Here is a 23,335-nt window from a genome sequence, read left to right on the forward strand (position 1 = left end):
ACTCCGAGTCGGACGTCAAGGGTTTGTTTGCCGGATGCGCTGGTTTAGAGTGTCGTTCTAAAAGGAGGGAACGATATGCGGCTTACGCCCACGGAACGTGACCGGCTGCTGCTCTTTGGGGCCGCCGAGCTGGCCCGGGCCCGCCAATCCCGAGGGCTCCGGCTGAACGTGCCGGAGGCCACGGCACTCATCGCGGACACCGTCTGCGAGGCCGCCCGCGACGGGCTGCGGCTCGCCGAGGCGATCGACCGGGCCCGCTCGGTGCTCGGCCCGGACGACGTCCTGCCCGGTGTCGCGGACGTCGTCACCGAGGTGCACGTGGAAGCCGTCTTCGACGACGGTTCCCGGCTCGCGGTCGTCACCGCCCCGATCGGCGGCGGCCTCGGCGCCGAGGCGCCCGGCGCGCTGCTGCCGGGCCCCGAACACGCCGAGCCCGAGGCGGCGGTGCGCCTTCCGGTCACCAACACCGCCACCGTCCCGGTCTCCGTCACCTCCCACTTCCACTTCTTCGAGGCCAACCCGCGCCTCGACTTCGACCGCGAGCGCGCCTACGGCATGCGGCTCGCCGTGCCCGCCGGATCCTCGGTGCGGTTCGGCCCCGGGGAGTCGGCGGAGGTCGGCCTGGTGCCGATCGGCGGCGCCCGGATCGCCATCGGCTTCGCCGGTCTGGTCGACGGACCGCTGGACGCCCCCGGGGCCCGCGAAGAGGCGCTGCGCCGCGCCGCCGCCTGCGGCTACCTGGGAATCCGCACCGAGGAGGTCGGACGATGAGCCGTCCCGGAGGCCACCCGGCAAAAGCCCGCCGGCTCACCCCCTACGAGTACGCCGCCACCCACGGCCCGCGCGCGGGCGACCGGATCCGCCTCGGCGACTCCGGTCTGACGATCCGGGTCGAGTCCGACTCCCAGAGCTACGGTGACGAGTTCCTCGCCGGCTTCGGCAAGACCGCCCGCGACGGGCTGCACCTCAAGGCCGCCGCCGTGCGGGAGACCTGTGACGTCGTCATCAGCAACGTCGTCGTGATCGACGCCGTGCAGGGCGTCCGCAAGGTGTCCATCGGCATCCGGGAGGGCCGGATCTGCTCGATCGGGCGGGCCGGTAACCCGGACACCCTCGACGGGGTCGACGTCGTGGTCGGCACCGGCACCTCCATCGTGTCCGGCGAGGGGCTCATCGCCACCGCCGGCGCCGTCGACACCCATGTCCACCTGCTCTCGCCGCGGATCATGGAGGCCTCGCTGGCCTCCGGCGTGACCACGGTCATCGGGCAGGAGTTCGGGCCCGTGTGGGGCGTCGGGGTCAACTCGCCCTGGGCGCTGAAGCACGCCTTCAGTGCCTTCGACGCCTGGCCGGTCAACATCGGCTTCCTGGGCCGCGGTTCGTCCTCCGACGGCGCTCCTCTGGTGGAGGCGCTGGCCGAGGGCGGGGCCAGTGGCTTCAAGGTGCACGAGGACATGGGCGCCCACACCCGGGCGCTGGACACCGCGCTGCGCGTGGCCGAGGAACACGACGTCCAGGTCGCCCTGCACAGCGACGGGCTGAACGAGTGCCTGTCGGTCGAGGACACCCTCCGGGTCCTGGAGGGCCGTACGATCCATGCCTTCCATATCGAGGGCTGCGGCGGCGGACACGTCCCGAACGTGCTGAAGATGGCGGGCGTCCCGAACGTCATCGGCTCCTCGACCAACCCCACGCTGCCCTTCGGGCGGGACGCGGTCGCCGAGCACTACGGCATGATCGTCTCCGTCCACGATCTGAAGACGGACCTGCCCGGCGACGCCGCCATGGCCCGGGACCGTATCCGCGCCGGGACCATGGGCGCCGAGGACGTGCTGCACGACCTGGGCGCGATCGGCATCACCTCCTCCGACGCGCAGGGCATGGGACGCGCGGGCGAGACCGTCCGCCGTACCTTCGCCATGGCCGGGAAGATGAAGGCCGAGCTGGGCGACCCCGGAGTCGGCCACGACAACGAGCGCGTCCTGCGCTACATGGCCAAGCTGACCATCAACCCCGCCATCGCCCACGGACTCTCGCACGAGGTCGGCTCCATCGAGGTCGGCAAGCTGGCCGACATCGTGCTGTGGCGCCCGGAGTACTTCGGCGCCAAGCCGCAGCTCGTGCTGAAGTCCGGCTTCCCCGCCTACGGCGTCGTCGGAGATCCCAACGCCGCCACGGACACCTGCGAACCGCTCGTCCTGGGACCGCAGTTCGGCGCGCACGGCGCCACCCCCGCCGAGATCTCCGTCGCCTTCGTCGCACAGGCCGCCCTCGACCAGGGCAACGACACGATGCCCACCCGGCGTCGCCGGGTCGCCGTGCGCGGCACCCGCGGGATCGGCCCCGCCGACCTGCGGCTGAACTCCCGCACCGGAGCCGTCGACGTCGACCAGCGCACGGGCCTGGTCACGCTGGACGGGGAGCCGCTGCGCTCGCAGCCGGCCGACTCGGTCTCCCTGAACCGCCTCTACTTCCTCTAGGACCTCCTGATGACCTTCCGTATGCCCCCCGAGTGGGCCCCGCACGAGCGCACCTGGATGGCCTGGCCCGGCCCCAACCCCACCTTCACCAGTGACGAGGAGCTGGCCGAGGCCCGGGCGGCATGGGCGTCCGTGGCCCGCACCGTCCGCCGCTTCGAGCCGGTGACGATGGTGCACGGGCCCGGCCAGGGCGAGTCGGCGCGCGAACTGCTCGGCCCGGACATCGAGTTGGTCGAGCGGGAGCTGGACGACGCGTGGATGCGGGACATCGGCCCCACCTTTGTCACCAACGGCCGTGAACTGGCCGCCGTGGACTGGGTGTTCAACGGCTGGGGCGCCCAGGACTGGGCCCGCTGGGAGCACGACTCCAAGATCGCCCGCAATGTCGCTGACCTGGCCGGGGTGCCGGTGCTGTCGTCACCCCTGGTCAACGAGGGCGGCGGCATCCACGTCGACGGCGAGGGCACGGTCCTGCTGACCGACACCGTCCAGCTCGGCTCCGGACGCAACCCCGACTGGACCCGTGAGCAGGTCGAGGCGGAGATCCACGCCAGGCTCGGCACCACCAAGGCGATCTGGCTCCCGCACGGCCTGGCCGGCGACTACGGCAGGTACGGCACCCAGGGCCACGTCGACATCGTCGCGGCCTTCGCCCGGCCCGGCACCGTACTGGTGCACAGCCAGCGCGACCCGGCCCACCCGGACCACGTCCGCTCGCAGACGTACCTCGAGCTCCTGCGCGGCCAGACCGACGCGAAGGGCCGCCGCCTGGAGGTCGTCGAGGTCCCGGCGCCCACCGTCCTGCGGGACGAGGAGGGCGAGTGGGTGGACTACTCCTACATCAACCACTACCTCTGCAACGGCGGCGTCGTGCTCTGCTCCTTCGGCGACCCGAACGACGAGATCGCGGCCGGGATCTTCCGACGCCTGTTCCCCGACCGGACGGTGACGCTGGTGGACGCCCGTACCATTTTCGCGGGCGGTGGAGGCATCCACTGCATCACGCAGCAGCAGCCCAGGAGCTAGGAGCCGACGAATGGCCGGTGCGCGCCGGAACGCGCCGCCGCGGGAGGACGTACTCGTCGCCGCCATGGAGATGATCGCCGAGCGCGGTCTGGAGAAGCTGACCATGGCGGCGCTCGGCCGCGCGGTCGGGATGAGCAGCGGCCATCTGCTCTACTACTTCGGCTCCAAGGACGAACTGCTCCTCCAGGCGCTGGAGTTGAGCGAGGGACGGCTCGGCGCCGAGCGCGCCCGGCTGCTGAGCCGGACCGGTCCGGCCAGGGAACGGCTCGACGCCTACGTCGACCTCTACGTCCCCGAGGCCCACCGGGACCCGCACTGGACCCTGTGGCTCGAGGTCTGGAACCGCTCGCAGAACGCCGACGACGGCGCCCGTGAACGGCAGGCCGCGATCGAGGGCGCCTGGCACCGCGACCTGGTCGCCCTACTCGCGGAGGGGATCTCGCGCGGGGAGTTCCGGCCCGTCGACCCGGACCGCTTCGCCGCCCGGCTCCGGGCCCTCCTCGACGGCTTCTCCATCCATGTCGCGATCGGCCTCAAGGGCACGGACCGAGCGCAGATTCTCGGCCACGTACAGGAGTTCCTCCACGACAGCCTCCTCGCGGACGCCTGAGAACGCGCCCGGGTTGTACTCAATTCGGCGGATTGACTCGGTGACGCGCGGTGCGTTTGCCTCGATGAGAGCCCTCGGCGCGGGGCCGGGGGAGAAGCGTTCAACGGGGGAAATGTGCTCAGAACCATGCGTGGGGTGTCCGTCGCCGTGCTCGCGGGGGCGATGGTGGCGTTGTCGGCGGCGACCGCGGCGCCGGCGCCCGAACCGCGGACCGAGCGGGTCACGCTCTCCTCGGCCGGGGAGCAGCTGCGGAAGGGGGCCGACGGCCCCTCGCTCAGCGACGACGGTCGCTATCTCGCGTTCGTCTCCGGCGACCCGGACGTGGTACCGGGTGACACCAACGGCGTGAACGACGTGTTCGTCCGGGACCTGCGCCGGGGAACCGTCGAGCGGGTCAGTGTGGCCTCGGACGGGTCGCAGGCGGAAGGCACCACCCACCAGACCTACCAGGCGCGGCTCAGCGGCGACGGCCGATACGTCGCCTTCACGTCCACGGCGAAGAACCTCGCCGAATGGCCCGAACCGCCCAACCCCTACACGCGGGAGGCCTACGTCCACGACCGCGCCACCGGCCGCACGGAACGGGTCAGCGTCGCCGCCGACGGCGGTGCGGGCTGGGTGTTCGACGACCTCGAGATCTCCCGCGACGGCCGGTTCGTCGCCTTCAACGCCTCCTCGGGCCGGATGGAGCCCGGCGGTCCCACCGACCAGACCATGGCGTACGTCGTCGACCGCCGCACCGGCACCACCCGGCGGATCAGCGACCACATCCCCGCGGACTGGTACGTCTTCGGCGTCACCCTGAGCGGAGACGGCAGCCACCTCGCCTACATCCAGCGCCACCCGCGCGGTGGACGACACGAGCTGTGGCTGGCCGACCTGCGCACCGGAGAGCAGAAGCTGGTGAACGCCCGAGCGGACGGCAGCCCGACCGAGGGGACTCCCGCCGGTGTCAGCCTCTCCGAGGACGGCTCGCTCGTCGCGTTCTCGTCCTTCGGCGAGGGGGTGGTCCCCGAGGCGCCGGCGTACACCTGGGAGCTGTACCTGAAGGACATGCGCACCGGGCAGACCCGGTGGATCACCCACGAGGGCGAGGGCGGGCTCGGCGGCGGGCTCCTCACGGCCGACGGCCGCCGGCTGGCGTACATGGCCGAGACCAGGTCGGGCGACGAGGTCGTCGCGGAGAACGTCCACGTCCTGGACCTGAGGACCGGCCGGACCCAACTGGTCACCCGCACGCTCGCGGGCGGTCCGCAGACCACGGGGTACTCGGCGCCCGTCGACTTCAGCCGCAACGGCCGCCTGCTCTCCGTCTACTCGACCTCGTCCGAGCTCGTCCCCGGCGACACCAATGACCAGGGCGACGGCTTCCTGAGCCGACTGCGCTGACCATACCCGGGTTCGCATACTGAGACAGCGGTGAGTGCGGGGGCGGTCTGTGCCAGACTGCCCCCGTGCTCTCGTTCGCCATGATTATTGGCAGCAGGCGCGCCGGTCCGCAGTGACCGCCACGTACGACCAGGTACGGGCGGACACCGTCGTCCTCGACCCGCGCGCAGACCTCTCGCACCCGCGAGAGGTTTTTCGCATTTCTGGCCCACCCGCAGCCGGGTGTGCGGCGCGAGGGATCATTGGAGGACGGTGGAGCCGGTCATTCCGGTACAGACCGAGATCCATACATCAGGAGCCTTCAGACCATGACGGAAACCAGCGAGCTCGACGACTCGTTCCACGTCTTCGACACCACCCTGCGCGACGGCGCCCAGCGTGAGGGCATCAACCTCACCGTCGCGGACAAGCTGGCCATCGCACGGCACCTGGACGACTTCGGCGTGGGCTACATCGAGGGCGGCTGGCCCGGCGCCAACCCGCGGGACACCGAGTTCTTCGCCCGCGCCCAGCAGGAGATCGACTTCAAGCACGCCCAGCTGGTCGCCTTCGGCGCGACCCGCCGCGCGGGAGCGAAGGCGTCGGAGGACCCGCAGGTCAAGGCGCTCCTGGACTCGGGTGCCCCGGTGATCACGCTGGTGGCGAAGTCCCACGACCGGCACGTCGAACTCGCGCTGCGCACCACGCTGGACGAGAACCTGGACATGGTCCGCGACACGGTCTCCTTCCTGAAGGGACAGGGCCGCCGGGTCTTCGTGGACTGCGAGCACTTCTTCGACGGCTACCGCGCGAACGCCGACTACGCGAAAGCCGTCGTCCGTACGGCCTCGGAGGCCGGCGCGGACGTCGTGATCCTCTGCGACACCAACGGCGGCATGCTCCCGGCGCAGGTGCAGGCGGTCGTCTCGACGGTGCTGGCCGACACCGGTGCCCGGCTCGGCATCCACGCCCAGGACGACACGGGGTGCGCGGTCGCGAACACCCTCGCCGCCGTGGACGCGGGGGCGACGCATGTCCAGTGCACGGCGAACGGGTACGGCGAGCGGGTGGGCAACGCGAACCTGTTCCCGGTGGTGGCGGCGCTGGAGCTGAAGTACGGCAAGCAGGTGCTGCCGGAGGGCAAGCTCCGCGAGATGACGAGGATCTCGCACGCGATCGCGGAGGTCGTGAACCTGACCCCGTCCACGCACCAGCCCTACGTCGGTGTCTCGGCCTTCGCCCACAAGGCGGGCCTGCACGCGTCCGCGATCAAGGTCGACCCGGATCTGTACCAGCACATCGACCCCGAGCAGGTCGGCAACACCATGCGGATGCTGGTGTCCGACATGGCCGGTCGGGCGTCGGTGGAGCTGAAGGGCAAGGAACTGGGCGTCGACCTGGGCGGCGACCGGGAGCTGGTCGGCCGGGTCGTGGAGCGGGTCAAGGAGCGCGAGCTCAAGGGCTACACGTACGAGGCGGCGGACGCGTCCTTCGAGCTGCTGCTCCGGGCCGAGGTCGAGGGCAAGCCGCTGAGCTACTTCCAGGTCGAGTCCTGGCGGGCGATCGTGGAGGACCGGCCGGACGGAAGCCACGCCAACGAGGCCACGGTGAAGCTCTTCGCCAAGGGCGAGCGCATCGTCGCGACGGCGGAGGGCAACGGCCCGGTGAACGCCCTGGACCGCGCGCTGCGCGTGGCCCTGGAGAAGATCTACCCCCAGCTCGCCAAGCTCGACCTCGTCGACTACAAGGTCCGCATCCTGGAGGGCGTCCACGGCACCCAGTCCACGACCCGGGTCCTCATCTCCACGTCCGACGGCGCGGGGGAGTGGTCGACGGTGGGCGTGGCGGAGAACGTGATCGCGGCGTCCTGGCAGGCGCTGGAGGACGCGTACACGTACGGGTTGCTGCGGGCCGGGGTCACGCCGGCGGAGTAGGCCCCCTTCGGGTGGGTGCCTGCCCCTGGACCCCCGCTCCTCAGAGGAAGCGGGGGTCCGGGACGTACAGCCCAGCCTCTACGTCAGCCGCCACTTCTGGTTCGCCGCTCCGGTGCAGGACCAGATCTGAGCACGGGCCCCGTTCGCCGACGAGTTGTCGGTGACGTCCAGGCACTTGTTCGCGGCGGCGTTCACCACGTCACCCGTGGAGGCGTCGTACGTCCACCGCTGCGCCCCCGTGCCATTGCAGTCGTACAGCTGCACCTTCACCCCGTCGGCCGTGGAACCGCCCGTCACGTCAAGGCACTTGCCCAGCGCCCGCACCGAGCCGTCCGCCCCGGCCGTCCAGTTCTGCGCCGCCGTGCCGTTGCAGTCGTAGAGCTGCACCGCCGTACCGTTCGCGCTCGAACCCCCGGCCACATCGAGGCACTTGCCGGCGAGCCCCACGAACGCCCCCGACCGCTCGCCGCCCCCCGACTGCGTACCGGTCCAGGTGAAGGTCGCCGACGTCTTGCCCGGCAGGGAGTACGTCGCGTGCTGCGAGCCCCAGTTGATCGTCACCGTCTTCGCCGTCGAGGCGTCGTTGTAGGCGATCAGCGCCTTCGAACCGTCGGGGTTGCGCCAGGCCACGTTCGGCACCGAGGAGGACGCCGTGGAGGCGATGCGATGGGCGCCCGGCTTCACGAACTTCGTCAGGTGCCCCATCGTGTAGTACTCGATCGTGAAGTCGACCTGACCGTGCCGCGAGTCCCCGTTGTGAACCGTGATCAGACCGTCGCAGACCCCGCAACCACCGTTGTGCGGGCCCCGGTTCTGGTCCACCGCCAGCGACCACTTCGTCACCGACTTCGCCCAGTTACGGGTGTAGTCGACGATGTTCATCATGTCCTCGCGCTGCTGGTTGGCGATCCAGGTGCCGCCGGAGTGCTCGGTGCCGAAGGCGTCCAGCTGCGGGTACTGGTGGTGCACCGCGGTCTGCTTGGCCACGTCACCGCCGTAGCCGTGCCACGCGATGCCCCCGAAGTTCGGGTGCGAGCGGATCGCCGCGTCGTCCACGGTCTGCGCCGCGTAGGCGTCGTAGTCGGACCAGTTCCAGTCGTGCGCCAGCACCTTCGTCGACAGCCTGGCCGCCGCCAGCTTCGGCAGCAGCTCGTTCTTCGTGAAGTAGGCGAGCCCCGAGGCGTTCCAGCTCATCGAGGGATACCCCGCGCAGCACGTCGGCTCGTTCTGCGCCGTCACGTACGAGATCGGGATGCCCTGCGCCTGGTAGGCCTGCACGTACTTCACGAAGTACGACGCGTACGTCCCGTAGTGCTCCGCCTTCAGCCAGCCCCCGTTGAGCTGCCCGCTGTCCTTCATCCAGGCGGGCGCGGTCCACGGCGAGGCCATCACGGTCAGCCCCGGATTCAGCTGACGCGCCTGCTTCGTCAGCGGCACCACGTCCTGGAGGTCGTGGGCGATGGAGAACTCCGACAGATCCGGGTCCGTCTGTCCCGCCGGCATGTCGTCGTAGGTGTAGCCGAACCGCGCGAGGTCCGAACCGCCCATCGGGTTGCGCAGGAACGACAGGCCGATGCCCTCCGTCGGGGAGAACAGCTTGCGCATCGTGTCGTCCCGCGTGGCCTGCGACAGCGCACCGCTGCCGTCCATCAGCCAGGCGGCGGTGTCGGTGAAGGAGGCGCCGCCGCCGGTGAAGGTCTGGTACCGGGTGTTCTCGTCGACGGTGATGTTCTCGCCCGATCCACCGCTTCCCGCCTGGAAGTTGAACGGGGCCTGAGCCTGGAGACCGCGCACGACATGGCGTCCGCCGGAGTCGTCCGTGGTGGTGAGATAGGCCGTGACCTGCTCACCCGCCGCCTGCGCGGGGGCGGTGGCCGCGGTGAATCCGGCCGTGGTGAGCAGCGTGGCCAGAAGCAGCCGGAGTGCGTGGGGGGTTGTTCTCACAGTGCCTCACCTTCCCGAGATGTCTGACGTGACGTCTTGACGGGTCTGCGGGCCGTTAGTTAACTCACGGCGTGATCTAAGTCCTGAGTGAACCATGAGAGTCGAGGGAAGGTCCATGCCAAGAACCGCCCTGCTCGTCTCCACCGCTCTGCTCGCCGCGTTGGTGCCGCTCTCCTCCGCCCGCGCCGCCGACGAACCCGCCGCCGTCCCCGTGGACCGCTTCGAAGGCGAGATCCCCTTCGCCAGCCCGCCCGCCGAGGGCATCTTCACCTGGGGCAGCGACAACGACGATCCGCCCGCCCTCCGGCTCAGCGCCCGTGCCGACGCGCCCGAGGGCGAGAAGGTGCTCTCCGGCAGCTACGACATCAGCGGCTACGGCGGCTTCACCCACGACTTCGCCTTCGACAGGCCCGCCCACGACTGGTCGGCGAGCAAAGGCATCCGCTTCTGGTGGGACGGCCGGAACAACGGCAAGAGGATCGCCTTCGAGCTGAAGGACGGCGGCGCCAACGGCGAGGCCTCCGAGCTGTGGACGACCTCCTTCACCGACGACTTCAGCGGCTGGAAGCAGATCGAGATCCCCTTCACCGACTTCGTCTACCGCACCGACTACCAGCCCGTCGGCGGTATCGACCAGGTCCTCGGGCTCACCGAGACGTGGGGGTACGCCGTCACCCTCCCGGTCGGGACGCCCGGCGAATTCGCCATGGACGGCGTGGAGTTGTACGGCAAGGCGGACCAGGCACTGCGCGCCTCCGTGACCACCGACGCCGCCGTGTACCCGGTGCGCGAGGGCGGTACGGCGAGCGGGCCGGTCTCCGTCGTCACCACCGGCTCCGCCCCTCTCGACGAACCCGTCACCGTCACCTACGAGACCGGCGGCGGCACCGCCGACTCCGGCAAGGACTACACCCCCGTCACCGGCACGATCACCTTCCCGGCCGGCACCGCCTCCGGTGCCACCCGTACCGTCCGGGTGCCGACCCTGAAGGACCGGTCCGCCGAGACCGCCGAGACGGTTCCGCTGAAGCTGACGGTCACCGGGGCGAAGGCCCCGAAGGAGACCCCGCAGGTCGTCGTGGACGCCCACGGACTGCCGTATCTGGACAGCGACTTGCCGGTGCAGAAGCGGGTCGCCGATCTCGTCGGACGGATGTCCCTCGCCGAGAAGGCCGGTCAGATGACCCAGGCCGAGCGCGGGGCGATGGCCAACCCCGGTGACGTCGCCGCCTACGACCTCGGCTCGCTGCTCTCCGGCGGCGGCTCGACCCCGACGCCCAACACCGCCGAGGCCTGGGCGAAGATGATCGACTCCTTCCAGCTCAGGACCCGGGCGACCCGCTTCCAGATCCCGCTGATCTACGGCGTCGACGCGGTCCACGGCCACAACAACCTGACCGGCGCCACGATCATGCCGCACAACATCGGCATCGGGGCCACCCGCGATCCCCGACTCGCTTACCGGACAGGCGCCGTGACCGCCGCCGAGGTCCGCGCCACCGGCGTCCCCTGGGACTTCGCGCCCTGCCTCTGCGTCACCCGCGACGAGCGCTGGGGCCGCTCCTACGAGGCCTTCGGCGAGGACCCGGCGCTGGTCGAGTCCATGGAGACGGTGATCCAGGGCCTCCAGGGCCGCGCCGACGGACGGGACCTGGACCGCGACGACAAGGTCCTCGCCACCGCCAAGCACTTCGTCGGCGACGGCGGCACCGAATACGGCTCCTCCACCACCGGCACCTACACGATCGACCAGGGCGTCACCAAGGTCACCCGGCAGCAGCTGGAGGCCGTGCACCTGGCGCCGTACGAGGAGGCCGTGGACCGGGGTGTCGGCACGGTCATGCCGTCGTACTCCTCGCTCGACCTGATCGGCGACGGACAGGGCCCGGTGAAGATGCACGCACGCGGCGACATGATCAACGGCGTGCTCAAGGGCCGGATGGACTTCGACGGCTTCGTGATCAGCGACTGGAACGGCATCGACCAGATCCCGGGCGACTATGCGAGCGACGTGCGGACCTCGGTCAACGCCGGAGTCGACATGGTCATGGCGCCGTACTCCTACAAGGACTTCCACACCGCCCTCGTCGCGGAGACGGAGGCCGGACGGATCACCGAGCGGCGGATCGACGACGCCGTCTCCCGCATTCTCACCCAGAAGTTCCGGCTCGGGCTCTTCGAGCAGCCGTACGCCGACACCAGCGGCGCCCCGGAGATCGGGTCCGCCTCGCACCGCGCCGTCGCGCGGCAGGCGGCGGCCGAGTCGCAGGTGCTGCTGAAGAACGCGCAGAGCGTGCTGCCGCTGAAGAAGTCGCAGAAGGTGTACGTCGCCGGGTCCAACGCCGACGACATGGGCAACCAGAGCGGCGGCTGGACCATCACCTGGCAGGGCTCCTCCGGCGACATCACCCCCGGCACCACGATCCTGGAGGCGATGCGGAAGAACGCGCCGCAGCTGACGTACTCCCAGGACGCCTCCGCTCCGACGGACGGGCACGACGTCGGGGTGGTCGTGGTCGGCGAGACCCCGTACGCCGAGGGCGTCGGCGATGTCGGCAACGGCCACGACCTGCGGCTGTCGGCCGCGGACCAGGCGGCCGTGGACAAGGTGTGCGCCGCCATGAAGTGCGCGGTGCTGATCGTCTCCGGACGCCCGCAGCTGCTCGGCGACCGGCTCGCCGACATCGACGCGCTGGTCGCCTCCTGGCTGCCGGGCACCGAGGGCGACGGCGTCGCGGACGTGCTCTACGGAAAGCGGCCCTTCACCGGGCAACTCCCCGTCACCTGGCCGAAGTCCGAGGCACAGCTGCCGATCAACGTCGGTGACGCCTCGTACGACCCGCAGTTCCCCTACGGCTGGGGCCTGACCACGCTGACCGAGGTGCCGGAGGGCGGTACGACGACCCTCAGGGCGCTGGGTGTCGCCGCCGCGGCGGCCGAGCGGGCCGGGGCGGACGAGGCGGGCCGCGCGCTGGTCACGAAGGCGCGGCTGATCGTCCAGCGGAAGGCGGTCACACCGGGGCTCGCGGGGCCGTTCGCCGAGGCGGACCGCCTGCTGACCCTGGGGCGGTACGGGGCGGCCGTGGAGAAGCTGACGGCCGCCTACCGGGCGGACTGAGCGCCCGTACGACCTGAGGCCGCGCGCCCGGCGGCCCGAGACGTCGTACGGCGCAGGGCCGATCGCCGGACGGCCCGACCGCCGTACGACGCCGGGCCCGGCGGATTCGCTCCGCCGGGCCCGGTCCGTTTGTCCGATTCGTCAGGTAGCGTCGAGGTATGAGGACTCCGTTGCTCCGGGGCCTTGTGCGCTGGGCCCTCGTTCCGGTCGCCGCCACACTGGCGGTGCTGACCGCCGGTGCGCCCGGCGCGTTCGCGGCCGCGGATCTGTCGACGGTCGCCGAGTCGCTGCGCGAGGATCCCGTGTACGTCGATCCCGCCGCCGCCGACCAGCTGTCGTCGTCGGACGCCGAGGCGCTCGCCGACAAGATCAGGGACGCCGACAAGCCCGTCTTCGTGGCGGTCCTCCCGGCGGACCAGCCCGAGCAGAACCTGTTGAAGAACCTCCGCACCGAGACCGGCATCACGGGTCTGTACGCGGTGCGCAGCGGTGACGGCTTCGGTGCCGCGGCCGACTCCTCCGTGATGAGCAACGAGGCCGTGGGCAACCTGGTCTCGTCCGTGCGGGACATCGACGACGTCAAGGCCCAGCTGAACGACTTCGTCGACGCCGCGCTGCAGAACGTGGGCGGCTCGGCCCCGTCGTCCTGGGGCTCCACGACGGACGACGGCGTGCCCGTCGCCGGTCTCGTCACCACCGGCGTGGTCCTGGCCGCGGGCGGCGCGGGCGCCTACGCGCTGGTGAGGCGCCGGCGGCTGCAGCACGAGCAGGAACAGCGGGCCGCGCTGGCGAAGCTGCGGGTGGTGGTGGACGAGGACATCACCGCGTTCGGCGAGGAACTGGAGCGCCTGGACTTCCACCCCGGTGAACCCGGCGCCGACGACGCGATGCGCACCGACTACGAACACGCCCTGGACTCCTACGAGCAGGCCAAGCGCCTGATGGACGGGGCGACGAAACCCGAGGACGTGAAGGCCGTCACCCAGGCCCTGGAGGACGGCCGCCACTCGCTGGCGCTGCTCGCCGCCCGCCGCGAGGGCCGCCCGCTGCCCGAGCGCCGGCCGCCCTGCTTCTTCGACCCCCGGCACGGCCCGTCGGTCGCCGACGTCACCTGGACCCCGACCGGCAGCGCCACCCGCGAGGTCCCGGTCTGCGCGGCCGACCAGGCCCGGCTCGCCGACGGCCAGGACCCGATGATCCGCGAGGTCACCACGGACTCCGGCGCCCGCCGCCCGTACTGGGACGCCGGACCCGCCTACGGCCCCTGGGCCGGCGGCTACTTCGGCGGCGGCATCCTCCCCGGCCTGCTCATCGGCACGATGCTCGGCAGCATGATGGCCAGCCCCGCCTATGCCGCCGACTACGGCGCGGGCTACGGCGACTTCGGCGGCGGCTACGAGGGCGGCGACGTCTCCGGTGCCGACTTCGCCTCGGACGACTTCACCGGCGGCTTCGGCGGCGGTGACTTCGGGGGCGGGGGCTTCGGAGGCGGCGGGGACTTCGGCGGAGGCTTCTGAGCATCACGACGCCAGGGACTCAGGAGATGGGGCGCGTACGAGTCCGTACGCGCCCCTCGTCCGCGACCGCTCAGAGCCCGGCCGCCGCCGAGGCGATGGCGGAGGCGAAGGTGGAGACCTCGGTGTAGACACCGGGGGCGTTGGGACGGGCGCAGCCGATGCCCCAGCTCACGATGCCGACCTGGATCCACTGGTTCGCCGCGTCCCGGCGGAACATCGGGCCACCGGAGTCGCCCTGGCAGGTGTCGACACCGCCGGCGGTGTATCCGGCGCAGATCTCCTCACTGGCGATGAGACCGCCGTAGCCGCTGTACGAGCGGCAGGTGGCGTCGCTCACGAACGGCACGGTCGCCTTCAGCAGGTACCGCTGCTGGCTCCCGCCCTCGGTGGCCGCGCCCCAGCCGGCGACCGTGAAGGTGCCGCTGTTGTACTGCGTGGTCGTGGCGATCTTCAGCGTGGGCAGGTTGATCGGCTGGGCGAGCTTGATCAGCGCCCAGTCCTTGCCGTCGCCGTTGTAGCCGGGGGCGCGGTGGACGTACGTGGAGCGGACCTGGATCCGGCTGCTGGACTGGAGGTCCACGACACCGGCGGTGGCCGTGATGCTCGTGTTGGCGCCGGTACGGCCGACGCAGTGCGCGGCGGTGAGCACGATCTGCTGCGTGTACAGCGCACCGCCGCAGCCCATCGACAGCCGCACCATGAACGGGAACTCACCCTGCGCGGCACGGGTTCCGCCGACGACGGGAGCGGGGGCCGCCTGCGCGGCGGACACGGGCTGAAGACTGACGACGGCGAGCGCGGCCGTGGCGGCGACGGCGCATCTCTTGAGCGCCTTGAGGAGAGACTTCAACGGGATGCCTTCCGTGGGGGGTTGGTGGAGGCGTGCCGGACGACGCTCCGCGATGTTGTCGCGGACACGTCAACTCTGTGCTCGGATTATGAGAACGCTGTGAGCGGGAGCACAAGAGGGGATATCCGGCCAGCCCGCGGGGCGTCGGCGCAGAGGACAGGAACTGGCCTATTGCCCGCCTACGGTCTCCCTATGACCGACACCCCGGACCCCGTCTTCTTCGCCTCCGTGGACGCCCTCGACGCCTGGCTCGCCGCGCATCCCGCCCCGCATCCGGGGGTGTGGGTGAAGGTGGCCAAGAAGGGGTCGGGCATCGTGTCCGTCGACTGGCTCGACGTCAATGACGTGGCCCTGTGCCACGGGTGGATCACCGGGCAGCGCAAGGCGCTGGACGAGTCGTACTTCCTGCAGCGGATCACTCCGCGCCGGCCCAAGAGCCTGTGGTCGATGGTCAACGTCCGGCGGGTCGCGGAGTTGAGCGCCGAAGGGCGGATGCGGCCCGCCGGGGTCGCGGAGGTCGAGGCGGCCCGGGCGGACGGGCGATGGGCGGCGGCGTACGAGTCGCAGCGGAACGCCACCGTGCCGGAGGACCTGACCGCGGAGCTGGAGCGGCACCCCCGGGCCCGGGAGGCCTTCGAGGGGCTGGGGAAGACCGACCGGTACCAGGTCGTCCTCGGGCTGCTGGTGGCCCGTACGCCCAAAGCCCGGGCGGCCAGGCTCGCCGCGGCGATCGCCAAGCTCGAGGGCCGGTAGACAGCCGAGCGCCCGCCCTCCCGTTCGGGGGAGTTGGAGGGCGGGCGCGCTCAGGGGTGCCGCTCAGGGGCGGACCGAGGTCACGCGTTGCGGATCGCCGAGATGTCGAAGTTCAGCTTGATCTTGTCGGAGACCAGCACGCCACCGGTCTCCAGCGCCGCGTTCCAGGTCAGGCCCCACTCGGAGCGCAGGATCTCGGCCTTGCCCTCGAAGCCGACACGCTCGTTGCCGAACGGGTCCTTCGCGGCGCCGTTGAACTCCAGGTCGATCGTGAGCGGCCGGGTCGTGCCGAGGATCGTCAGGTCACCGGTGATCCGGTAGTCGTCGCCGCCCAGGGCCTCGGCCTTGGTGGAGCGGAACGTCATGGTCGGGAACTCGTCGGTCTTGAAGAAGTCCGCGCTCTTGAGGTGGCCGTCGCGGTCCGCGGAACCGGTGTCGATGCTGTCCATCTTCACGTCCAGGGAAGCGGTGGACTTCGACGGGTCCGAGCCGTCCAGGCTGAGCGAGCCGGAGAAGTCCAGGAACTTGCCCTTGACGTTGGTGACCATGGCGTGCCGGGCCACGAAACCGAGCGTGGTGTGGGCCGCGTCGATGGTGTACTCGCCGGTCAGGGCGGCCAGCTCCGGGGTGACGGCGGCGGGGGTCTCGACGGTGTTCTTGCGGCCGAAGATGCTCATGACGCTCTCCTTGGGGGACGATGTTGAACGTTGAACTAACCAACACCGATGAATGTAGACCTATTCCGTTCGGATTTCAACAACATCCCCAAAGTAGTCTCGCCGTGACTCTGAGTGTTCACCGCTGGGCTTCCGCACAGCGGTCTTGGACTGCGCCGGCCCGGAGCCGCCGACTCCGTTGACCGCCCTCGGACACCGCCGATAGCCAGTCCTCATGACGCGAAGAACGCGCACCACGGTCGCCGCGACCGCCGTAGCTCTGCTGGCCGTCGGCCTCCTTGCCGGACCCCCGACGAGCCCCGCGGCCGCGAGCCCCGCTCCCGTCGCCGAAGCCGCCCGGGTCATCGCCTCCCCGCAGCTCTCCGTCACCGTCGCCGACGACTTCCCGCGCGTGCTCTCCTACGCCGATCGCGCCACCGGAGCCCGCCTCACCGGCAGCACCCGCCCGGTCAACCGGGTCACCCTCAACGGCACGGCCTACGACGTCCAGGTCGAGGGTGCCCCGAAGGTCACCGGCAGCGAGGCCCAGCACCCCTTCCTGCCACCCTCGACGACGTCAAGCGGGTCTCGCTCGCCACCGACGGACTCGGTCAGCTCGCCCTCCTCAAGGGCTACCAGTCCGAGGGCCACGACTCCGCGCACCCCGACCACGGCGGCCACTACAACGAACGCGTCGGCGGCCTGAAGGACCTCAACACCCTGTTGCGCAAGGGCAAGTCCTGGGGTGCGACCTTCGGCGTCCACATCAACGCCATCGGGGCAACGCACGCTTCCGCTGCGGCGCTTGAGGGGAGGGAAAGTGCATGCACCTCACTCGTCGGGCCCTGCTGTTCGCCACCGCGCTGAGCCTCTCCGCGGCGGCCCCCCGAGGGACCCAGGACACGTACGCCGTCCTGCGGCGCCGCTGGCTCGATCTCGCCCTCGGTGCCGGTTACGACCCCACGGCCGAGCCGTACGCCGCACGCCTCGCGGAGACCGGTGTGCTCGCGCGCGGGTTCCAGGCCTCCATGGCGCCGGCCGGCGACGCCCTCTGGCCCGGCCACCGCTTCGACCCGCCCTCCGGCATCACCCAGAGCTACAGCCGGCTCTGGACGATGACCCAGGCCTACGTCCAGCCCGGCACCGGATCGACCGGTGACGCGGGCCTGCTCGCGGACGTCCTCCGCGGGCTGGACCACCTCTCCAGCACCGTCTACCACCCCTCCACCACCCGCTACGGCAACTGGTGGGAGTGGCAGATCGGCAGCCCGCGGCTGCTCATGGACATCGCCGTCGCGCTCCACGACCACCTCGGAGACGACCGGCGAGCCGCCGCCTGCGCCGCCGTCGACCACTTCGTCCCGGACTCCGCGCTCGCCGACTACTCCGGCACCTCCACCGGCGCCAACCGCGTCGACCTGTGCCGTTCCGTCGCCCTGCGCGGGATCCTGGGTCGGGAGCCCGCCAAGATCGCCCTCGCCCGGGACGCGCTCTCGCCGGTCTTCCCGTACGTGACCGAGGGGGACGGGCTGTACGCGGACGGGTCGTTCGTGCAGCACACCTGGGTCGCCTACTCGGGCACCTACGGACAGGTCCTGCTCGACGGACTCGGGCGGCTCTTCGCGCTGCTGGCCGGGTCGGAGTGGGAGGTGACCGACCCGAACCGGCAGATCGTCCTGGACAGCGTCGAGCGGGCCTACGCACCCCTCGTCCACGACGGGCTGATCATGGACAGCGTCAACGGGCGGGCCATCAGCCGGGGCCTCCTCAAGGGAGATGCCCGGCAGGTCATGCGCGGCGACCACTTCCACGGACAGGGCGTCATCGCCGCCGTCGCGCTGCTCGCGGGCGGGGCGAGCGGCGCGGAGCGGGAGCGCTGGTACGGCCGTATCAAGGGATGGATCGAGCGGGACACCGTCTCCCCGATCCTGACCGGGCGGCAGTTCGGGGTCGCCGACCTCGCGCGCCTGCACGCCGTCGCCGACTCCGCCGTACCCGCGGCGCCCGACCCCGTCGGCCACCACCTCTTCGCCGCCATGGACCGCGCCGTCCACCGCCGCCCCGGCTTCGTCGCGAACATCGCCATGGCGAGCGACCGCATCGCGCACTACGAGTGCGGCAACGGCGAGAACCCACGCGGCTGGCACACCGGCGCCGGGATGCTCTCGTGGTGGGCGCCCGGGCTCGGCGACCAGTACACCGACTGGTACTGGCCGACCGTCGACTGGTACCGGCTGCCGGGGACGACGGTCTCGACGAAGCGGCTCCCCGACCGCGCCGGCGGCGAGTGGGGCGAGCCCCGCCCCGACGCGCGCTGGGTGGGCGGGGTGACCGATGGCGAGTACGCGGCGGTCGGGCAGCACCTCAAGGGGCTCGGTTCGACGCTGGAGGCCCGCAAGTCGTGGTTCTGCGTCGCGGACGCCGTCATCTGCCTGGGTGCCGGGATCACCTGCGCCGACGGCGTCCCCGTCGAGACCGTCGTCGACAACCGGAACCTGGGGGAGGGCGGTGACCGGGCCTTCGTACGAGGGGACGGCTGGGCCCATCTGGAGGGGCACGGGGGATGGCTGGTTCCCGACGGCACTCTGCGGACCCTGCGCGAGGACCGCACCGGCGCCTGGTCCGACATCAACAGCACCAGTACGACGGAGCGGCGCACCCGACGCTGGCAGACGCTCTGGCTGGACCACGGCACGGACCCGGGGGGAGCCGGGTACCGCTACGTCCTGATGCCCGGCGCCTCCCTCGGCGCGGTCGCCGCCCGCGCCGCGGACCGGCGCTGGATGTCGGTGCTCGCCAACCACGCCGGATGCCAGGCCGTCCACGTGCCCTCCCTCGGCCTGACGGCGGCGAACTTCTGGCGGGCCGGTACGGCGGGCCCGCTCACGGCGTCCGCCCCGGCCGCCGTCCTGGTCCGCCGCCACGGCCGTACCGCTACCCTCTCGGTGAGCGAGCCGCCCCGCACCGGCACCCCTCTGGAGATCGTCTGGGACCGCCCGGTGCGCTCGGTGATCCGGGCCGACGAGTCGGTCGAGGTGATCTCCACAGACCGCCGTCTGCGCGTACGTGTCACCCCTGGGATGGCATGTGTGAGCCAGGAATGTGAGGTGGCTCTCAGCTGACGGCTTTGTGTGACCCCTACAAGCCCGACGCCCTCTGAGCAGTCGGAACGGCTGCATGCCGTCACGGTTCTGTTCAGGGGTACCAGGAAAACGGGTCGGAGACTGTACGGAGTCGACGGCCCGCTTTCCTTCGCGGGCTTCGTAAGGTCACTACATGACCGTTTTGGAAGAGACCACGGGTGAGCCCACGGACGCGCGCGGCCGGGTCGCCGAGCTGCACGAGATCCGTGCCCAGGCACTGGCCGGTCCCAGCGAGAAGGCGACCCAGGCGCAGCACGCCAAGGGCAAGCTGACCGCCCGGGAGCGGATCGAGCTGCTGCTCGACCCGGGCACCTTCCAGGAGGTCGAGCAGCTGCGCCGGCACCGGGCCCAGGGCTTCGGCCTGGAGGCCAAGAAGCCGTACTCCGACGGTGTCATCACCGGCTGGGGCACGGTCGAGGGCCGCACGGTCTTCGTCTACGCCCATGACTTCCGCATCTTCGGCGGCGCGCTGGGCGAGGCCCACGCCACGAAGATCCACAAGATCATGGACATGGCCATCGCGGCGGGCGCGCCCCTGGTGTCGCTCAACGACGGCGCGGGCGCCCGTATCCAGGAGGGCGTCTCCGCCCTCGCCGGCTACGGCGGCATCTTCCAGCGCAACACCAAGGCGAGCGGGGTGATCCCGCAGATCTCGGTGATGCTGGGCCCGTGCGCGGGCGGCGCGGCCTACAGCCCCGCCCTGACGGACTTCGTCTTCATGGTCCGCGACACCTCGCAGATGTTCATCACCGGCCCGGACGTGGTCAAGGCGGTGACGGGCGAGGAGATCACGCAGAACGGCCTCGGCGGCGCCGACGTTCACGCGGAGACCTCGGGCGTCTGCCACTTCGCGTACGACGACGAGGAGACGTGCATCGCGGAGGTGCGCTACCTCCTGTCGATGCTCCCGCAGAACAACCGGGAGAACCCGCCCCGCGTGGAGGCCTCGGACGCGGCGGACCGGCGTGGTGACGTCCTGCTGGACCTGGTCCCGGCCGACGGCAACCGGCCGTACGACATGGCCAAGGTCATCGAGGAGATCGTCGACGACGGCGACTACCTGGAGGTCCACGAGCGCTGGGCGCGGAACATCATCTGCGCGCTGGCCCGGCTGGACGGCCAGGTGGTGGGCATCGTGGCGAACCAGCCGCAGACCCTGGCGGGTGTCCTGGACATCGAGGCCTCCGAGAAGGCGGCCCGTTTCGTTCAGATGTGCGACGCCTTCAACATCCCGATTCTCACCCTTTTGGACGTACCCGGCTTCCTGCCTGGTGTAGACCAGGAGCACGGTGGAATCATCCGCCACGGCGCGAAGCTGCTGTACGCCTACTGCAACGCGACCGTGCCCCGGATCTCGTTGATCCTGCGCAAGGCGTACGGAGGTGCCTACATCGTCATGGACAGCCAGTCCATCGGTGCGGACCTGACGTACGCGTGGCCGACGAACGAGATCGCCGTGATGGGTGCCGAAGGTGCCGCCAACGTCATCTTCCGGCGTCAGATCGCGGAGGCCGAGGACCCCGACGCCATGCGGGCCCGCATGGTGAAGGAGTACAAGTCCGAGCTGATGCACCCGTACTACGCGGCGGAGCGCGGCCTCGTGGACGACGTGATCGACCCGACGGAGACCCGAGAGGTGCTGATCCGTTCGCTGGCGATGCTGCAGTCGAAGCACGCCGACCTGCCGTCCCGCAAGCACGGCAACCCCCCGCAGTAACCCACAGGTACCGCTGCGGAAACTTCTCTCACGGAGACTGACACCCATGAACGTGCCTGACATCCGCGTCGAAAAGGGCCACGCCGAACCCGAGGAAGTAGCCGCCCTCACGGCCATCCTGCTGGCCCGGGCGGCCGCCCAGGGCGCTCCCGACCCCACCCACCGAGCCCGCCCCCGCGCCGGCTGGCGCCGCCTGGAACGCGAGCCGGGCTTCCGGGCGCCGCACAGCTGGCGCTGAGCCTCAGATGACGACGACCTCGGTCCCTGAAAAGTTCAGGGCGCCGGGGTCGTCCGGCATTCGGCAGTCGGCGAGGGTGAGTTTGCGGACCTTGGGCGGCACGAAGCCCGGGGACGAGAGCCAAGTCCAGCCGGTCCTGCGCGGGGGAGCGCAGCAGCCCGGAGCGGTCCCGCAGCTGCCGTAGCACCACCTCGCCGTCCATCGGGTCCAGATGCCGCATGGCCCGAAGCTTCGCACCGACATGGACGGCGGCCTGCTCCAGCCCGATCTCGCTCCGGTTGTTGTCCGACAACCGCCATGCCAGGTCCCGCAGCAGGACCAGCTTGTCGCCCAGGCTCAGCGCGCTGTTCGCCGCGCTCGGTACGTTCCGGTCCGCGTCGCGGTCATGCACCAGCGTGTGCAGTGCGCTGCGGTACAACTCCATCCGATCGCGTGGGAGTTGGCGCCCACGGTTCAAGTGCATCGCGCACAACATCGCCGCCAACAAGGGCGTCCCCGCCAACGACTGAAGATGTGCCCGGTCCTTCAGGCTTGCGAGCAACGACTGCTCGTACTGGGGCAGCTCGTCCACCTTGCACGGCAACTCGTCCCCCAGCTCCCGCACGGCCTGATGCCACTGTCGTACAAACGCAGCCAAGTCCGGGGGAGTCATCCGGTCCAGATGCAGTGCCGCAAAGGACTCGCGCCGCAGCCAATCCGCCCCCGCCGCCGTCGGCCGGGACGTCACCACCACCCGCACATCGCCATACGTCGCCAACAGCCGCCGCAGCCACTCCCGTACCGCCCGCCGCTCCCGGTCCGGGAGTTCGTCCACCCCGTCGATGAGCAGCAGCGCCCGCCCGCTGTCCAGCTGCCGCTCCACCCACCCCCGCGGCATGATCCCCGTGAGCGGCGCCGCTACCCCGTCCAGCATGGCCTCGGGCGCAGGCAAGGCGCGCCCGCTGTACTCCCGCAGTTTCACGAACACCGGCGTCAGACCGTTCCACTCCGCCAGCTCCCCCGTAAACGCGCCCCGAGCCGCCGTGACCGCCAGCCAGCGCAGCAGCGTCGTCTTACCCGAGCCCGCCTCGCCCCGCAGCAGCACCCGAGAGGAACCGCGAAGGGCGGCCTCCACGCGCATTCCGGAGCCCTCCCCGGCCGCTTCCTCCCAGTCACGCACATCGGCCCGCAGACGGGGCAAAGAGCGCGCCGCCCGTCTCCAAGCGGTGTCATCCCCCGTAGCCCGCAGGCTTACGTACGCCACAGACAGCCGTACCTGCGCCGTCCCCCGATCCGACGCGCGCCGATACAACTCCACCTCATCCAGCGACGCACTCACCAGCTCCAGATACCGCCTCCGGAAAGCCGTGTCCTGGTCCACCCCCTCCGGCGCGAACAACGACCGGTCCGGCAGCCGCTCCAGGATCCGCGCCACCTCACCACCCAGCGTTGACGTCCGCACCAGCAGCTCCGCCGCAGCCCGCTCCTCGAACACCGGCAGGCTGCGCACGATCCGGACGTAGTACTCCACGCACTCGGTGAACAGCCGCTCGTACAGGCTGCTTTCGGCCTCATTGAGGCCCTCCGGTTGCCGTACCGTCCGCGTGATCCGCCGGATCAGTTCCGCCGGCTGAGCGTCCGCCGCCAGCAGGGCCTCGTCCGAGAGGTCCGCCGCCTCGAAGGTGTCGCACACCGCGTCGACCACCGCCTCCGCCGAGGACAACCCCCTGAACTCATGCTCAAGGAACGGCTCCACCCGGTCGAACACCGCGTCCGCGATCTGCTCGAACTGCCGCTTCACCGTCCGCGAGAACTTCACCCCGGGCACCCGCACCCGGGCCAACTCCTCCAGTGACAGGTGCCGTTCCTGCTCGCGCCGCCCCCCGCCCAGCCACAACCGCGCCGCCGTGCCCGCCACGGTCGTGCCCAGTCGTAAGGCAGCCGCTTCCGCGCTCATCCCCGTATCCCCTCCCGAAAACGACCTACGGCCCCCATCCCTCCC

15 protein-coding genes and 2 pseudogenes are annotated in these 23,335 nt (G+C 70.8%); 13 read left to right on the forward strand and 4 right to left on the reverse strand.

The window, feature by feature from the left end:
• Window positions 1-75: 75 nt before the first annotated feature.
• From ureA to cimA, 6 genes are all read left to right on the forward strand, one after another.
• A complete protein-coding gene (gene ureA, locus AC068Z_RS31480) occupies window positions 76-771 on the forward strand; it encodes an urease subunit gamma (protein ID WP_478563243.1) in 696 nt (231 codons plus the stop codon).
• Window positions 768-2,480: an urease subunit alpha gene (locus AC068Z_RS31485; RefSeq protein ID WP_478563246.1), complete on the forward strand. Its 1,713-nt coding sequence runs from the start codon at window positions 768-770 to the stop codon at window positions 2,478-2,480. The genes ureA and AC068Z_RS31485 overlap by 4 nt, the downstream gene beginning before the upstream one ends.
• Window positions 2,481-2,489: 9 nt before the next feature.
• On the forward strand, window positions 2,490-3,506 hold the full coding sequence (locus AC068Z_RS31490; protein WP_478563249.1) for an agmatine deiminase family protein: 1,017 nt from the start codon (window positions 2,490-2,492) through the stop codon (window positions 3,504-3,506).
• A 10-nt stretch (window positions 3,507-3,516) separates the two neighbouring features.
• Window positions 3,517-4,116: a TetR/AcrR family transcriptional regulator gene (locus AC068Z_RS31495; RefSeq protein ID WP_478563251.1), complete on the forward strand. Its 600-nt coding sequence runs from the start codon at window positions 3,517-3,519 to the stop codon at window positions 4,114-4,116.
• Window positions 4,117-4,242: 126 nt separating this feature from the next.
• Window positions 4,243-5,505: a TolB family protein gene (locus AC068Z_RS31500; protein WP_478563254.1), complete on the forward strand. Its 1,263-nt coding sequence runs from the start codon at window positions 4,243-4,245 to the stop codon at window positions 5,503-5,505.
• 308 nt (window positions 5,506-5,813) lie between these two features.
• Complete coding sequence (gene cimA, locus AC068Z_RS31505) at window positions 5,814-7,418, forward strand: citramalate synthase (protein ID WP_478563256.1); 1,605 nt, start codon at window positions 5,814-5,816, stop codon at window positions 7,416-7,418.
• A gap of 78 nt (window positions 7,419-7,496) precedes the next feature.
• Here cimA and AC068Z_RS31510 read toward each other — a convergent pair whose 3' ends face one another.
• Window positions 7,497-9,362 (reverse strand): ricin-type beta-trefoil lectin domain protein, encoded by a 1,866-nt coding sequence (locus tag AC068Z_RS31510; protein WP_478563259.1) that lies wholly within the window; start codon window positions 9,360-9,362, stop codon window positions 7,497-7,499.
• A gap of 115 nt (window positions 9,363-9,477) precedes the next feature.
• Between AC068Z_RS31510 and AC068Z_RS31515 the strand changes: the two genes are divergently transcribed.
• Together AC068Z_RS31515 and AC068Z_RS31520 are read left to right on the forward strand one after the other, a co-directional pair.
• Window positions 9,478-12,480, forward strand: coding sequence for a glycoside hydrolase family 3 protein (locus AC068Z_RS31515; RefSeq protein WP_478563262.1), 3,003 nt, complete (start codon window positions 9,478-9,480; stop codon window positions 12,478-12,480).
• A gap of 158 nt (window positions 12,481-12,638) precedes the next feature.
• On the forward strand, window positions 12,639-13,997 hold the full coding sequence (locus AC068Z_RS31520) for a hypothetical protein (RefSeq protein WP_478563265.1): 1,359 nt from the start codon (window positions 12,639-12,641) through the stop codon (window positions 13,995-13,997).
• A 70-nt stretch (window positions 13,998-14,067) separates the two neighbouring features.
• Here AC068Z_RS31520 and AC068Z_RS31525 read toward each other — a convergent pair whose 3' ends face one another.
• Complete coding sequence (locus AC068Z_RS31525) at window positions 14,068-14,847, reverse strand: serine protease (protein ID WP_478563267.1); 780 nt, start codon at window positions 14,845-14,847, stop codon at window positions 14,068-14,070.
• Between the two features lie 192 nt (window positions 14,848-15,039).
• Between AC068Z_RS31525 and AC068Z_RS31530 the strand changes: the two genes are divergently transcribed.
• On the forward strand, window positions 15,040-15,600 hold the full coding sequence (locus AC068Z_RS31530; protein WP_478563270.1) for a YdeI/OmpD-associated family protein: 561 nt from the start codon (window positions 15,040-15,042) through the stop codon (window positions 15,598-15,600).
• An 80-nt stretch (window positions 15,601-15,680) separates the two neighbouring features.
• Here AC068Z_RS31530 and AC068Z_RS31535 read toward each other — a convergent pair whose 3' ends face one another.
• Window positions 15,681-16,277 (reverse strand): YceI family protein, encoded by a 597-nt coding sequence (locus AC068Z_RS31535; RefSeq protein WP_478563273.1) that lies wholly within the window; start codon window positions 16,275-16,277, stop codon window positions 15,681-15,683.
• A gap of 334 nt (window positions 16,278-16,611) precedes the next feature.
• On the opposite strand from AC068Z_RS31535, the pseudogene AC068Z_RS31540 reads away from it, so the two are divergent.
• The 4 genes and pseudogenes from AC068Z_RS31540 to AC068Z_RS31555 all read left to right on the forward strand — a co-directional run.
• Window positions 16,612-17,030, forward strand: a pseudogene (locus AC068Z_RS31540) (endo-alpha-N-acetylgalactosaminidase family protein); the annotation flags it as partial.
• Between the two features lie 50 nt (window positions 17,031-17,080).
• On the forward strand, window positions 17,081-19,378 hold the full coding sequence (locus tag AC068Z_RS31545; protein ID WP_478563276.1) for a polysaccharide lyase 8 family protein: 2,298 nt from the start codon (window positions 17,081-17,083) through the stop codon (window positions 19,376-19,378).
• Window positions 19,379-19,532: 154 nt separating this feature from the next.
• Complete coding sequence (locus tag AC068Z_RS31550; RefSeq protein WP_478563279.1) at window positions 19,533-21,116, forward strand: acyl-CoA carboxylase subunit beta; 1,584 nt, start codon at window positions 19,533-19,535, stop codon at window positions 21,114-21,116.
• A 46-nt stretch (window positions 21,117-21,162) separates the two neighbouring features.
• Window positions 21,163-21,354 carry an acyl-CoA carboxylase subunit epsilon gene (locus AC068Z_RS31555; RefSeq protein ID WP_451721719.1) on the forward strand — a complete coding sequence of 64 codons (192 nt, stop codon included), beginning with the start codon at window positions 21,163-21,165 and terminating at the stop codon, window positions 21,352-21,354.
• A gap of 616 nt (window positions 21,355-21,970) precedes the next feature.
• Here the strand turns inward: AC068Z_RS31555 and AC068Z_RS31560 are convergent.
• Window positions 21,971-23,290, reverse strand: a pseudogene (locus AC068Z_RS31560) (NACHT domain-containing protein); the annotation flags it as partial.
• Window positions 23,291-23,335: the final 45 nt, after the last annotated feature.

The organism is Streptomyces sp. NPDC043726, assembly GCF_056436565.1.